The sequence below is a fragment of the Bacillus cereus group sp. MG20 genome, from assembly GCF_040459885.1.
GTDB lineage: Bacteria > Bacillota > Bacilli > Bacillales > Bacillaceae_G > Bacillus_A > Bacillus_A cereus.
This window is the reverse complement of record NZ_JARVHF010000001.1, coordinates 2198943-2212037: the sequence shown is the minus strand read 5'-3', so window position 1 is coordinate 2212037 and position 13095 is coordinate 2198943. Positions and strand designations below refer to the sequence as shown.

The following is a 13095-nucleotide window of genomic DNA, read 5'->3' as shown; positions in this document are numbered from 1 at the left end:
TTTACTTTATCTTATGATATATATTTGCAAATATGATTGCATGCAATCATATTCGTATGTCGGAGGTGAAAGGACATACTGATTATCGAATTTCGTTTGTTTCTGGGTGCGTACCAAGATTTTCAGATGGTTTAAACAGTAAACCAAGGTTGATAAGCCCAGATATACCAACGATGCCGTAAATAATACGTGCAAGAGCTGAATTTTGTCCGCCGAAAATGGCTGCTACTAAGTCAAACTGGAAAAATCCGATTAGTCCCCAGTTCACAGCGCCAATTACAGTAAAGATTAATGCGATACGTTGCAGAGTACTCATGAAAAAGCCCCCCTTAATTGTGAAGCGTGAGCAAGCGATGAGTTAATTAACTCTTTTATAGAATGGGATAGTTATGTTGTTTTTATACATAAAAAATGTTCGAAAAAGGATGTATATACATCTATACCGAAAAATACGAATTTTTATGCAAAAAATGAACTTTTTCTAAAAATTATATATTGGTTACGTTTACAATGTTTGAATCGCTTGATTTACAACTTCAGTTTCGCTAAAGTGAATACAGAAATACATATCCATAATTGGAGGGAAAAAGATGAGTACACATGTAACGTTCGACTATTCTAAAGCGTTATCCTTCATCGGTGAACATGAAATCACTTATTTACGTGATGCAGTGAAAGTAACACATCACGCAATCCACGAAAAAACTGGAGCTGGGAACGATTTCCTTGGGTGGGTAGACCTTCCGCTTCAATATGACAAAGAAGAATTCGCTCGCATTCAAAAATGCGCAGAAAAAATTAAAAATGACTCTGACATTTTACTTGTTGTAGGTATTGGTGGTTCTTACCTAGGGGCACGCGCAGCAATCGAAATGTTAAGCCATTCTTTCTACAACACGCTATCTAAAGAACAACGTAAAACTCCACAAGTGCTATTTGTTGGACAAAACATTAGCTCCACTTACATGAAAGATTTAATGGACGTATTAGAAGGTAAAGACTTCTCTATTAACGTTATTTCCAAATCAGGTACAACAACAGAGCCAGCACTAGCATTCCGTATTTTCCGTAAGTTATTAGAAGAGAAGTATGGAAAAGAAGAAGCTCGCAAACGTATTTATGCAACTACAGATAAAGCGCGTGGTGCATTAAAAACATTAGCTGATAACGAAGGTTACGAAACATTCGTTATTCCAGATGATGTTGGAGGACGTTTCTCTGTATTAACGCCAGTTGGTTTATTACCAATCGCAGTAAGTGGCTTAAATATTGAAGAGATGATGAAAGGTGCAGCTGCTGGTCATGATGACTTCGGAACATCAGAACTAGCAGAAAACCCAGCTTACCAATACGCAGTAGTTCGTAACGCTTTATACAATAAAGGAAAAACAATTGAAATGCTTGTTAACTATGAGCCAGCACTTCAATACTTCGCTGAGTGGTGGAAACAGTTATTTGGTGAAAGTGAAGGAAAAGATCAAAAAGGTATTTTCCCATCTTCAGCAAACTTCTCAACTGACTTACACTCATTAGGTCAATACGTTCAAGAAGGTCGTCGTGACTTATTTGAAACAGTTCTTAAAGTAGGTAAATCTACACATGAACTAACAATCGAATTAGAAGACAACGATTTAGACGGATTAAACTACCTTGCTGGTGAAACTGTAGACTTCGTAAACACAAAAGCATACGAAGGTACATTACTTGCACATAGCGACGGGGGAGTACCAAATTTAATCGTAAATATTCCTGAATTAAATGAGTACACATTCGGTTACCTTGTATACTTCTTCGAAAAAGCATGTGCGATGAGCGGCTACTTATTAGGCGTAAATCCATTTGACCAACCTGGCGTAGAAGCATACAAGAAAAACATGTTTGCTTTACTTGGTAAACCAGGATTTGAAGAATTAAAAGCAGAATTAGAAGAGCGTTTAAAATAATAAAAAGCGACCGGATTCCGGTCGCTTTTTATTATTTTATCGAAAAGTCCATCAGTATATTCAAACTAGAGTGGGTATGCTAAAGGAAAAGTCTTGGAGGGATGGACTTGATTCCGATTCAATCAAATTTAGAAGGACGTACATATGCGTTATATAAATTAGAAGAGGTTATGAAACCACTTGGATATAGTATTGGTGGTAATTGGGATTATGATAAAGGATGCTTCGATTACAAAATCGATGAAGAAGATGGGTATCAATTTTTACGAGTGCCGTTTACAGCAGTAGATGGTGAACTAGATGTACCTGGTGTAGTAGTCCGTCTTGAAACGCCGTATATTCTTTCGCACGTATATCAAGACGAACTAGATGATAATGTGAATACTTTAACCGCGGGAACGAGTGGGATGGATCAATTTGCTGAACCGAAAGATCCAGATGCAGAAGTGAAAAGAAAATATATCAATATTGGAAAAGTGCTCATGCGGGAACTAGAAAAACATTTTCTTAATGGTGAATAACAATGAGTACGTCGCTTTCGATAAGAATGAAAGTATGGACTGGGTTAATCATATATTGATCGTCGCGCTTTATACCTAGTAAGAGAATGTTTTGTTTTAAAAGGGTATAGCTACAATTTGCAAAGGTTTGTCCGGTGCAGGACGGAGAAAGCTCCATCAGTTGTAATTTATTATCAGAGATTTCATCGTAAAGTGAGAATAGTACACCTGAAATAGAAGGGAATAAAAGAGAAGCGGTAAATACATAACTCGTTAATTTATTTCCTTCTATAATTTCTGACGCGCCAGCTCTCGTTGCATTTTGAATTTGTTCAGTAGTAAGTAGTTCTGCGATGCAGTGAATGTTTGGATTGAGTCCTTTTGCAGTTAAAATATTTAAAATGGATTGTGTATCTGCTAAGCTTTCGTTCTTTTCTTTATCCGCTGTTATTAATATGGTGTGTGCCGTTTTAATATTAGCTTTTAATAAAGTTTGATCGTGGTGCGGACAACCTTTTATAAATTCTAAATGATGAAATGGTTTTGGGAGTAAAGAAAGTGTTTCATCAATTAAAACGATATCAAGGTTTGGTTGTAATACATGCATTTGCTTTACAACATGTTTTGCACGCTCATTCCAGCCAACGATAATCATATGACCGTTAGAGGTAGCGGCTTCTTCACCTTTAATTTTCATATATTGTTTACTGATCATCTCAGTAGCGAATAGAACCATATAATAAGAACAAAAGCCAGTTCCTAATAAAATAATACTTATACCTATTAGTTTTCCTATCGTTGTATGGGGAGCAAAGTCGCCATATCCAACTGTAAAAATGGTAACGATTGACCACCAAATTCCGTCAAACCATGTAGTGAAATGAGAGGGTTCTAATCTATGTATAAGAAAACCAGAAAAAGCAGTGAATACAATAATAAAGCAAATTAAACGAAAAATAATGGAATCACGAAATGTATCTACTAAATTCGGACGGGATTTCAATAGTAAATTCCTCCTTGTTTTGCAGGACTACATTCATTGTTACCATTATAGAAAAAAGAAAAACTCTCTAATTAAAGAGAGTTTGTTTTATGCTACATACTTTCCACTTCAGTTTGTTGGACACTTTCAAGATGTTGAAGAGCATAGTAAACATCAGCAGTAGGTCTTTTTTGATCAATGGACAGTTTAAGATGTAAATAGTGAGAACCGTTTTCTAATGTTTTAAGCTTCATATTCTTAACTTTTATATCCATTTCCTTTATTTCTTCAATTACGATTGGGATATTGTCCATATTTCGTACAACAAGTTTCACAGCGATATCACGTTGACGAAATGACCTAGGGCCTACATATTTCATCGCGAGTGGTATAAGTTCGACACTAATCATAAGGAAACACATTCCGAAAATCGCCTCGATATAGAAACCAGCTCCAACGGCAATACCAATACCAGAAGCACCCCAGATCATAGCGGCAGTCGTGAGTCCTGCAATGCTATCGTTGCCTCTTCTTAAAATTACGCCAGCACCTAAAAAACCAATTCCTGATACAATTTGAGCGGCAAGTCGAAGTGGATCCATATTCATATGATCGGTATGTGGTAAGTTATAAGCTGCTTTAATAGAAACAATCGTTAGGAGGCAACTAATAATAGAAATAACTAAACACGTTTTTAAACCAAGTGGTTTCCGTTTTAATTCACGTTCTAAACCAATGGCAAACCCTAAAATAGCCGAGAGACCTAGTTTGATTAATAAATCGGTATAGTCCATATATATTCCTCCTTGTATGATATGGTATATGAATAAAACGCTTAGTATAGAAAGAAACGTTTTTTGATAGAGTAACTTTATATAAAATATATGTAGGAATTACTCATACATGAAAGAGATATTTCGTTTAAGTATATGATATTAAAAAAGAAATGTGGGCAGTTTTAAAAAAAAGTTTATAAAAGGTGTTGCATTTCATTTTTCACCATGATATATTAATAACCGTCGCTGATGCGGAAACGCAGAAAACGACAAAAAAAGAAATTGAAAAACTTAGTTGACATCGAAAAACGAAGATGTTAACATAAGGAAGTCGCAAATGAGCGACCAAGTAGTTCTTTGAAAACTGAACGAAACAAACAACGTGAAACGTCAATTTTTATTTTTAGATGCTAGACAAACTAACTTTATTGGAGAGTTTGATCCTGGCTCAGGATGAACGCTGGCGGCGTGCCTAATACATGCAAGTCGAGCGAATGGATTGAGAGCTTGCTCTCAAGAAGTTAGCGGCGGACGGGTGAGTAACACGTGGGTAACCTGCCCATAAGACTGGGATAACTCCGGGAAACCGGGGCTAATACCGGATAATATTTTGAACTGCATGGTTCAAAATTGAAAGGCGGCTTCGGCTGTCACTTATGGATGGACCCGCGTCGCATTAGCTAGTTGGTGAGGTAACGGCTCACCAAGGCAACGATGCGTAGCCGACCTGAGAGGGTGATCGGCCACACTGGGACTGAGACACGGCCCAGACTCCTACGGGAGGCAGCAGTAGGGAATCTTCCGCAATGGACGAAAGTCTGACGGAGCAACGCCGCGTGAGTGATGAAGGCTTTCGGGTCGTAAAACTCTGTTGTTAGGGAAGAACAAGTGCTAGTTGAATAAGCTGGCACCTTGACGGTACCTAACCAGAAAGCCACGGCTAACTACGTGCCAGCAGCCGCGGTAATACGTAGGTGGCAAGCGTTATCCGGAATTATTGGGCGTAAAGCGCGCGCAGGTGGTTTCTTAAGTCTGATGTGAAAGCCCACGGCTCAACCGTGGAGGGTCATTGGAAACTGGGAGACTTGAGTGCAGAAGAGGAAAGTGGAATTCCATGTGTAGCGGTGAAATGCGTAGAGATATGGAGGAACACCAGTGGCGAAGGCGACTTTCTGGTCTGTAACTGACACTGAGGCGCGAAAGCGTGGGGAGCAAACAGGATTAGATACCCTGGTAGTCCACGCCGTAAACGATGAGTGCTAAGTGTTAGAGGGTTTCCGCCCTTTAGTGCTGAAGTTAACGCATTAAGCACTCCGCCTGGGGAGTACGGCCGCAAGGCTGAAACTCAAAGGAATTGACGGGGGCCCGCACAAGCGGTGGAGCATGTGGTTTAATTCGAAGCAACGCGAAGAACCTTACCAGGTCTTGACATCCTCTGAAAACCCTAGAGATAGGGCTTCTCCTTCGGGAGCAGAGTGACAGGTGGTGCATGGTTGTCGTCAGCTCGTGTCGTGAGATGTTGGGTTAAGTCCCGCAACGAGCGCAACCCTTGATCTTAGTTGCCATCATTAAGTTGGGCACTCTAAGGTGACTGCCGGTGACAAACCGGAGGAAGGTGGGGATGACGTCAAATCATCATGCCCCTTATGACCTGGGCTACACACGTGCTACAATGGACGGTACAAAGAGCTGCAAGACCGCGAGGTGGAGCTAATCTCATAAAACCGTTCTCAGTTCGGATTGTAGGCTGCAACTCGCCTACATGAAGCTGGAATCGCTAGTAATCGCGGATCAGCATGCCGCGGTGAATACGTTCCCGGGCCTTGTACACACCGCCCGTCACACCACGAGAGTTTGTAACACCCGAAGTCGGTGGGGTAACCTTTTTGGAGCCAGCCGCCTAAGGTGGGACAGATGATTGGGGTGAAGTCGTAACAAGGTAGCCGTATCGGAAGGTGCGGCTGGATCACCTCCTTTCTATGGAGAATTGATGAACGCTGTTCATCAATATAAGTTTCCGTGTTTCGTTTTGTTCAGTTTTGAGAGAACTATCTCTCATATATAAATGTATGTTCTTTGAAAACTAGATAACAGTGTAGCTCATATTTTTTAATTTTTAGTTTGGTTAAGTTAGAAAGGGCGCACGGTGGATGCCTTGACACTAGGAGTCGATGAAGGACGGGACTAACGCCGATATGCTTCGGGGAGCTGTAAGTAAGCTTTGATCCGAAGATTTCCGAATGGGGAAACCCACTATACGTAATGGTATGGTATCCTTACCTGAATACATAGGGTATGGAAGACAGACCCAGGGAACTGAAACATCTAAGTACCTGGAGGAAGAGAAAGCAAATGCGATTTCCTGAGTAGCGGCGAGCGAAACGGAACATAGCCCAAACCAAGAGGCTTGCCTCTTGGGGTTGTAGGACATTCTATACGGAGTTACAAAGGAACGAGGTAGACGAAGCGACCTGGAAAGGTCCGTCGTAGAGGGTAACAACCCCGTAGTCGAAACTTCGTTCTCTCTTGAATGTATCCTGAGTACGGCGGAACACGTGAAATTCCGTCGGAATCTGGGAGGACCATCTCCCAAGGCTAAATACTCCCTAGTGATCGATAGTGAACCAGTACCGTGAGGGAAAGGTGAAAAGCACCCCGGAAGGGGAGTGAAAGAGATCCTGAAACCGTGTGCCTACAAATAGTCAGAGCCCGTTAATGGGTGATGGCGTGCCTTTTGTAGAATGAACCGGCGAGTTACGATCCCGTGCAAGGTTAAGCTGAAGAGGCGGAGCCGCAGCGAAAGCGAGTCTGAATAGGGCGTTTAGTACGTGGTCGTAGACCCGAAACCAGGTGATCTACCCATGTCCAGGGTGAAGTTCAGGTAACACTGAATGGAGGCCCGAACCCACGCACGTTGAAAAGTGCGGGGATGAGGTGTGGGTAGCGGAGAAATTCCAATCGAACCTGGAGATAGCTGGTTCTCCCCGAAATAGCTTTAGGGCTAGCCTTAAGTGTAAGAGTCTTGGAGGTAGAGCACTGATTGAACTAGGGGTCCTCATCGGATTACCGAATTCAGTCAAACTCCGAATGCCAATGACTTATCCTTAGGAGTCAGACTGCGAGTGATAAGATCCGTAGTCAAGAGGGAAACAGCCCAGATCGCCAGCTAAGGTCCCAAAGTGTGTATTAAGTGGAAAAGGATGTGGAGTTGCTTAGACAACTAGGATGTTGGCTTAGAAGCAGCCACCATTTAAAGAGTGCGTAATAGCTCACTAGTCGAGTGACTCTGCGCCGAAAATGTACCGGGGCTAAATACACCACCGAAGCTGCGAATTGATACCAATGGTATCAGTGGTAGGGGAGCGTTCTAAGTGCAGTGAAGTCAGACCGGAAGGACTGGTGGAGCGCTTAGAAGTGAGAATGCCGGTATGAGTAGCGAAAGACGGGTGAGAATCCCGTCCACCGAATGCCTAAGGTTTCCTGAGGAAGGCTCGTCCGCTCAGGGTTAGTCAGGACCTAAGCCGAGGCCGACAGGCGTAGGCGATGGACAACAGGTTGATATTCCTGTACCACCTCTTTATCGTTTGAGCAATGGAGGGACGCAGAAGGATAGAAGAAGCGTGCGATTGGTTGTGCACGTCCAAGCAGTTAGGCTGATAAGTAGGCAAATCCGCTTATCGTGAAGGCTGAGCTGTGATGGGGAAGCTCCTTATGGAGCGAAGTCTTTGATTCCCCGCTGCCAAGAAAAGCTTCTAGCGAGATAAAAGGTGCCTGTACCGCAAACCGACACAGGTAGGCGAGGAGAGAATCCTAAGGTGTGCGAGAGAACTCTGGTTAAGGAACTCGGCAAAATGACCCCGTAACTTCGGGAGAAGGGGTGCTTTCTTAACGGAAAGCCGCAGTGAATAGGCCCAAGCGACTGTTTAGCAAAAACACAGCTCTCTGCGAAGCCGTAAGGCGAAGTATAGGGGGTGACACCTGCCCGGTGCTGGAAGGTTAAGGAGAGGGGTTAGCGTAAGCGAAGCTCTGAACTGAAGCCCCAGTAAACGGCGGCCGTAACTATAACGGTCCTAAGGTAGCGAAATTCCTTGTCGGGTAAGTTCCGACCCGCACGAAAGGTGTAACGATTTGGGCACTGTCTCAACCAGAGACTCGGTGAAATTATAGTACCTGTGAAGATGCAGGTTACCCGCGACAGGACGGAAAGACCCCGTGGAGCTTTACTGTAGCCTGATATTGAATTTTGGTACAGTTTGTACAGGATAGGCGGGAGCCATTGAAACCGGAGCGCTAGCTTCGGTGGAGGCGCTGGTGGGATACCGCCCTGACTGTATTGAAATTCTAACCTACGGGTCTTATCGACCCGGGAGACAGTGTCAGGTGGGCAGTTTGACTGGGGCGGTCGCCTCCTAAAGTGTAACGGAGGCGCCCAAAGGTTCCCTCAGAATGGTTGGAAATCATTCGTAGAGTGCAAAGGCATAAGGGAGCTTGACTGCGAGACCTACAAGTCGAGCAGGGACGAAAGTCGGGCTTAGTGATCCGGTGGTTCCGCATGGAAGGGCCATCGCTCAACGGATAAAAGCTACCCCGGGGATAACAGGCTTATCTCCCCCAAGAGTCCACATCGACGGGGAGGTTTGGCACCTCGATGTCGGCTCATCGCATCCTGGGGCTGTAGTCGGTCCCAAGGGTTGGGCTGTTCGCCCATTAAAGCGGTACGCGAGCTGGGTTCAGAACGTCGTGAGACAGTTCGGTCCCTATCCGTCGTGGGCGTAGGAAATTTGAGAGGAGCTGTCCTTAGTACGAGAGGACCGGGATGGACGCACCGCTGGTGTACCAGTTGTTCTGCCAAGGGCATAGCTGGGTAGCTATGTGCGGAAGGGATAAGTGCTGAAAGCATCTAAGCATGAAGCCCCCCTCAAGATGAGATTTCCCATAGCGTAAGCTAGTAAGATCCCTGAAAGATGATCAGGTTGATAGGTTCGAGGTGGAAGCATGGTGACATGTGGAGCTGACGAATACTAATAGATCGAGGACTTAACCATATAATATGAAGCAATGTTATCTAGTTTTGAAAGAATATAAAAAACTTGTTGACTTTAGAAGTTAAATGAGTTACAATAATTCTTGTCTTAAATGAATAGAGTCTGGTAATGATGGCAGAGAGGTCACACCCGTTCCCATACCGAACACGGAAGTTAAGCTCTCTAGCGCCGATGGTAGTTGGGACCTTGTCCCTGTGAGAGTAGGACGTTGCCAGGCAAATGGAGGATTAGCTCAGCTGGGAGAGCACCTGCCTTACAAGCAGGGGGTCGGCGGTTCGATCCCGTCATCCTCCACCATTTAGCCGACTTAGCTCAATTGGTAGAGCAACTGACTTGTAATCAGTAGGTTGGGGGTTCAAGTCCTCTAGTCGGCACCAGAAAATCATGGCGGTTGTGGCGAAGTGGTTAACGCACCGGATTGTGGCTCCGGCATTCGTGGGTTCGATTCCCATCAGTCGCCCCATTTTTTCTTAAAATATTAATATGCGGGTGTGGCGGAATTGGCAGACGCACTAGACTTAGGATCTAGCGCCTTTGGCGTGGGGGTTCGACTCCCTTCACCCGCACTTTTAATAAAATATCTCAAACATGTCTTGCGGAAGTAGTTCAGTGGTAGAATACAACCTTGCCAAGGTTGGGGTCGCGGGTTCGAATCCCGTCTTCCGCTCCAATTTTCAATATGACATGCCGGGGTGGCGGAACAGGCAGACGCACAGGACTTAAAATCCTGCGGTGGGTGACCACCGTGCGGGTTCGACCCCCGCCCTCGGCACCATATGCGCCCGTAGCTCAATTGGATAGAGCGTTTGACTACGGATCAAGAGGTTAGGGGTTCGACTCCTCTCGGGCGCGCTTTTATTAACGGGAAGTGGCTCAGCTTGGTAGAGCACCTGGTTTGGGACCAGGGGGTCGCAGGTTCAAATCCTGTCTTCCCGATATTCCCAAAAACATGGGGCCTTAGCTCAGCTGGGAGAGCGCCTGCCTTGCACGCAGGAGGTCAGCGGTTCGATCCCGCTAGGCTCCACTTATTTTAATATCATTTATGGCGGTGTAGCTCAGCTGGCTAGAGCGTACGGTTCATACCCGTGAGGTCGGGGGTTCGATCCCCTCCGCCGCTACCATAAAGGACCTTTAGCTCAGCTGGTTAGAGCAGACGGCTCATAACCGTCCGGTCGTAGGTTCGAGTCCTACAAGGTCCACCACTAAAGGTTTATATCTCGGAGGTATACCCAAGTTCGGCTGAAGGGATCGGTCTTGAAAACCGACAGGCGGCGAGAGTCGCGCGGGGGTTCGAATCCCTCTACCTCCTCCATTTTTTCTTAAATTACATATTATATCATCGCGGGGTGGAGCAGTACGGTAGCTCGTCGGGCTCATAACCCGAAGGTCGCAGGTTCAAATCCTGTCCCCGCAACCAAATGGTCCCGTGGTGTAGTGGTTAACATGCCTGCCTGTCACGCAGGAGATCGCCGGTTCGACCCCGGTCGGGACCGCCATTTTAATAAGGCTCGGTAGCTCAGTCGGTAGAGCAGAGGACTGAAAATCCTCGTGTCGGCGGTTCGATTCCGTCCCGAGCCACCATTTTGAAGTCGCAAGCCGGCTTAGCTCAATTGGTAGAGCAACTGACTTGTAATCAGTAGGTTGGGGGTTCAAGTCCTCTAGCCGGCACCACTTTCAAAATGAGCCATTAGCTCAGTTGGTAGAGCATCTGACTTTTAATCAGAGGGTCGAAGGTTCGAATCCTTCATGGCTCACCATTTTCAATTTAATGCGGGTGTAGTTTAGTGGTAAAACAAGAGCCTTCCAAGCTCTGGTCGAGAGTTCGATTCTCTTCACCCGCTTTTCAATTATGGGCCTATAGCTCAGCTGGTTAGAGCGCACGCCTGATAAGCGTGAGGTCGATGGTTCGAGTCCATTTAGGCCCACCATAATTGTTCCGCAGTAGCTCAGTGGTAGAGCTATCGGCTGTTAACCGATCGGTCGTAGGTTCGAGTCCTACCTGCGGAGCCATATTTATAGAGAAGTACCCAAGTGGCTCAAGGGGCTCCCCTGCTAAGGGAGTAGATCGCGAACGCGGTGCGAGGGTTCGAATCCCTTCTTCTCTGCCAGTAATTGGCCCGTTGGTCAAGTGGTTAAGACACCGCCCTTTCACGGCGGTAACACGGGTTCGAATCCCGTACGGGTCATACTAAAAGAGATAGCATAATCTGCTATCTCTTTTTTGTTGTATAAAAGTAGACTTTGGATAGTCTGCTTTTTTTATGCAATAGAAGAAATATGAAGTATTCGCTGTTGCAGTTAGGTACATAGAGAGCCGTAAATACAATCATGTTATTTATTTGGACCTGTATGGATATGAAGGAAGTATGACTGTAGCCTCCTATACTTGGAGAAACCGATGAAAATACATCCGGGAGCTACTGTGGAAAATAAATAATATATAGAAGACAGCTTTTTTAGGTTGTCATTATTGTCGAGTTTTGTCGGTAAGTCGATATATTGCAAAAATCGCTGATATAATTTGAGTTACGATCGATAAATTTCAATAATCGCTGATATATTTGGAGTTACGGTCGATATATTCTAAAAATCGCCGATATAATTTCACTTACCGACAAAAACATAAGAAAATCCCTTTCACAATCTAAAGAAAACGCCTCCATTGAAATTGATTCCACACCTATTCTAATAACTTTACACTCTATGTGAAAAAGTTCACAAATAGGTCATAATTTGTGAAGTAATTCACAATAATACGTGCTACAATATGAATGTAAAGAAGTTAAACAACATTAAATTAGTATTTTAATTAATTACTTAAACAATCATAAAAAATAGATGTGAACAATAGAGAGGGGAAATTACCATGAAAAAAGGTATCAATCGTGTAGTATTAGTAGGAACAGGAGCTGTAGGTTGTAGTTACGCTTACTCAATGATCAACCAAGGTGTAGCTGAAGAGTTCGTATTAGTAGATGTTAATGAAGCAAAAGCAGAAGGGGAAGCAATGGACTTAAGCCATGCGGTACCATTCTCTCCATCACCAACAAAAGTTTGGAGCGGTAGCTATGCAGATTGTAAAGATGCAGATTTAGTAGTTATCACTGCTGGATTACCACAAAAGCCAGGTGAAACTCGTTTAGACTTAGTTGAGAAAAATACAAAGATCTTTAAACAAATCGTTCGCGGTATTATGGATAGTGGATTCGATGGAATCTTCTTAATCGCAACTAACCCAGTTGACATTTTAACTTACGTAACTTGGAAAGAATCTGGTTTACCAAAAGAGCGCGTAATCGGTTCTGGTACTACTTTAGACTCTGCTCGTTTCCGTTACATGTTAGGTGACTACTTAGATGTAGATCCACGTAACGTTCATGCTTACATCGTTGGTGAACACGGTGACACTGAACTTCCAGTATGGAGCCACGCTACTATCGGTGTACAAAAACTAGAAACAATCTTAGCTAACAACGAACAGTACAATCAAGAAGACTTAGATAAAATCTTCGAAAACGTACGTGATGCAGCTTACCATATTATCGAGCGTAAAGGTGCAACTTACTACGGAATCGGTATGTCACTACTTCGTGTAACTAAAGCAATCTTAAACAACGAGAACAGCGTATTAACTGTATCTGCATACCTTGAAGGTCAATACGGAGAGAAAGATGCTTACGTAGGTGTTCCAGCTGTAATTAACCGCGAAGGTGTACGTGAAATCGTAGAACTTGAGCTAAATGAAGATGAAAAAGCGAAATTCGCTCATTCTGTAAAAGTATTAAAAGAAACAATGGCACCAGTACTATAATAATTGCTAAATAATTCAGAGGTGGGAAACTGCTTCTT

General features: G+C 44.0%; 6 protein-coding genes, 22 tRNA genes and 3 rRNA genes. 28 read left to right on the top strand and 3 right to left on the bottom strand.

The window, feature by feature from the left end:
* Window positions 1-82 precede the first annotated feature (82 nt).
* The gene (locus tag QCI81_RS11440) at window positions 83-316 is read right to left on the bottom strand and encodes a DUF378 domain-containing protein (protein ID WP_053563451.1); all 234 of its coding nucleotides are present in this window, start codon (window positions 314-316) and stop codon (window positions 83-85) included.
* A 274-nt stretch (window positions 317-590) separates the two neighbouring features.
* Here QCI81_RS11440 and QCI81_RS11435 point away from each other — a divergent pair, with 274 nt between their 5' ends.
* Both QCI81_RS11435 and QCI81_RS11430 read left to right on the top strand, forming a co-directional pair.
* Window positions 591-1943, top strand: a complete 1353-nt coding sequence (locus QCI81_RS11435) for a glucose-6-phosphate isomerase (RefSeq protein WP_000103663.1) — start codon at window positions 591-593, stop codon at window positions 1941-1943.
* Between the two features lie 107 nt (window positions 1944-2050).
* A complete protein-coding gene (locus tag QCI81_RS11430) occupies window positions 2051-2464 on the top strand; it encodes a YugN-like family protein (protein WP_000612347.1) in 414 nt (137 codons plus the stop codon).
* On the opposite strand, the gene QCI81_RS11425 is transcribed toward QCI81_RS11430, so the two are convergent.
* Both QCI81_RS11425 and QCI81_RS11420 read right to left on the bottom strand, forming a co-directional pair.
* On the bottom strand, window positions 2451-3446 hold the full coding sequence (locus QCI81_RS11425) for a potassium channel family protein (RefSeq protein ID WP_000842316.1): 996 nt from the start codon (window positions 3444-3446) through the stop codon (window positions 2451-2453). The genes QCI81_RS11430 and QCI81_RS11425 overlap by 14 nt on opposite strands.
* Window positions 3447-3538: 92 nt before the next feature.
* On the bottom strand, window positions 3539-4219 hold the full coding sequence (locus QCI81_RS11420) for an MgtC/SapB family protein (RefSeq protein ID WP_000386677.1): 681 nt from the start codon (window positions 4217-4219) through the stop codon (window positions 3539-3541).
* Between the two features lie 407 nt (window positions 4220-4626).
* Here QCI81_RS11420 and QCI81_RS11415 point away from each other — a divergent pair.
* The 26 genes from QCI81_RS11415 (at window position 4627) to QCI81_RS11290 (ending at window position 13057) form a co-directional block, all read left to right on the top strand.
* Window positions 4627-6178 (top strand): 16S ribosomal RNA (locus QCI81_RS11415).
* 146 nt (window positions 6179-6324) lie between these two features.
* Window positions 6325-9246: ribosomal RNA gene (locus QCI81_RS11410) — 23S ribosomal RNA — on the top strand.
* A 101-nt stretch (window positions 9247-9347) separates the two neighbouring features.
* Window positions 9348-9463 (top strand): 5S ribosomal RNA (gene rrf / locus QCI81_RS11405).
* The 16S, 23S and 5S rRNA genes sit together here with 22 tRNA genes alongside, the layout of an rRNA operon.
* A gap of 4 nt (window positions 9464-9467) precedes the next feature.
* Window positions 9468-9543 (top strand) — tRNA-Val (locus QCI81_RS11400).
* Window positions 9544-9547: 4 nt separating this feature from the next.
* A tRNA-Thr gene (locus QCI81_RS11395) sits at window positions 9548-9623 on the top strand.
* A gap of 10 nt (window positions 9624-9633) precedes the next feature.
* Window positions 9634-9709: transfer RNA gene (locus QCI81_RS11390), tRNA-His, on the top strand.
* 22 nt (window positions 9710-9731) lie between these two features.
* Window positions 9732-9812: transfer RNA gene (locus QCI81_RS11385), tRNA-Leu, on the top strand.
* A 29-nt stretch (window positions 9813-9841) separates the two neighbouring features.
* Window positions 9842-9916, top strand: a tRNA-Gly gene (locus QCI81_RS11380).
* 16 nt (window positions 9917-9932) lie between these two features.
* Window positions 9933-10021: transfer RNA gene (locus QCI81_RS11375), tRNA-Leu, on the top strand.
* Between the two features lie 3 nt (window positions 10022-10024).
* Window positions 10025-10098: transfer RNA gene (locus QCI81_RS11370), tRNA-Arg, on the top strand.
* 10 nt (window positions 10099-10108) lie between these two features.
* A tRNA-Pro gene (locus QCI81_RS11365) sits at window positions 10109-10182 on the top strand.
* A gap of 15 nt (window positions 10183-10197) precedes the next feature.
* Window positions 10198-10270: transfer RNA gene (locus tag QCI81_RS11360), tRNA-Ala, on the top strand.
* 20 nt (window positions 10271-10290) lie between these two features.
* Window positions 10291-10367, top strand: a tRNA-Met gene (locus tag QCI81_RS11355).
* A gap of 4 nt (window positions 10368-10371) precedes the next feature.
* Window positions 10372-10448 (top strand) — tRNA-Ile (locus tag QCI81_RS11350).
* A 17-nt stretch (window positions 10449-10465) separates the two neighbouring features.
* Window positions 10466-10558, top strand: a tRNA-Ser gene (locus QCI81_RS11345).
* 28 nt (window positions 10559-10586) lie between these two features.
* Window positions 10587-10663 (top strand) — tRNA-Met (locus QCI81_RS11340).
* Between the two features lie 3 nt (window positions 10664-10666).
* Window positions 10667-10742 (top strand) — tRNA-Asp (locus QCI81_RS11335).
* Between the two features lie 9 nt (window positions 10743-10751).
* A tRNA-Phe gene (locus QCI81_RS11330) sits at window positions 10752-10827 on the top strand.
* Window positions 10828-10841: 14 nt separating this feature from the next.
* Window positions 10842-10917 (top strand) — tRNA-Thr (locus QCI81_RS11325).
* Window positions 10918-10927: 10 nt separating this feature from the next.
* Window positions 10928-11003: transfer RNA gene (locus QCI81_RS11320), tRNA-Lys, on the top strand.
* Between the two features lie 13 nt (window positions 11004-11016).
* Window positions 11017-11087, top strand: a tRNA-Gly gene (locus QCI81_RS11315).
* Window positions 11088-11097: 10 nt separating this feature from the next.
* Window positions 11098-11174 (top strand) — tRNA-Ile (locus QCI81_RS11310).
* A gap of 7 nt (window positions 11175-11181) precedes the next feature.
* Window positions 11182-11256 (top strand) — tRNA-Asn (locus tag QCI81_RS11305).
* Between the two features lie 7 nt (window positions 11257-11263).
* A tRNA-Ser gene (locus QCI81_RS11300) sits at window positions 11264-11354 on the top strand.
* A gap of 6 nt (window positions 11355-11360) precedes the next feature.
* Window positions 11361-11432, top strand: a tRNA-Glu gene (locus QCI81_RS11295).
* Between the two features lie 680 nt (window positions 11433-12112).
* Window positions 12113-13057 (top strand): L-lactate dehydrogenase, encoded by a 945-nt coding sequence (locus tag QCI81_RS11290; RefSeq protein WP_000715346.1) that lies wholly within the window; start codon window positions 12113-12115, stop codon window positions 13055-13057.
* The last annotated feature ends 38 nt before the right edge of the window (window positions 13058-13095 follow it).